A 278-nucleotide genomic window follows, 5' to 3' on the forward strand; every position below is an offset into this window, starting at 1 on the left:
GCTTAGAACCATTTAAAGAAGAGCTGCCAAAAAACCGCCGTGACGCAAAAGAGCGTTACTTAGAAGTTGTTTATGTTGGTAGCGCCGATGTGTTTGGCGAAGAAAAACGATTGTTATTTATTCAAGCCCTTGATGGGCGGGAATACAAGGTTGATTACAGTAAAATAGGTACTAAGTTATTTGTACGTATTCATCAAGATAGTTATTTATAGTACTTAGTGGCACTTTTATTGCTTTAAATAATTATTAATTATTTTTTGATATAAAAAGGTGCTTAG

1 pseudogene is annotated in these 278 nt (G+C 33.8%); it reads left to right on the forward strand.

Annotated elements, in window-relative coordinates:
* Positions 1-212 (forward strand): annotated as a pseudogene (locus tag AAEY62_RS22135) (hypothetical protein); the annotation flags it as partial.
* Between the last annotated feature and the right edge of the window lie 66 nt (positions 213-278).

Source organism: Pseudoalteromonas sp. GW168-MNA-CIBAN-0100 (genome assembly GCF_040309225.1).
GTDB lineage: Bacteria > Pseudomonadota > Gammaproteobacteria > Enterobacterales > Alteromonadaceae > Pseudoalteromonas > Pseudoalteromonas arctica.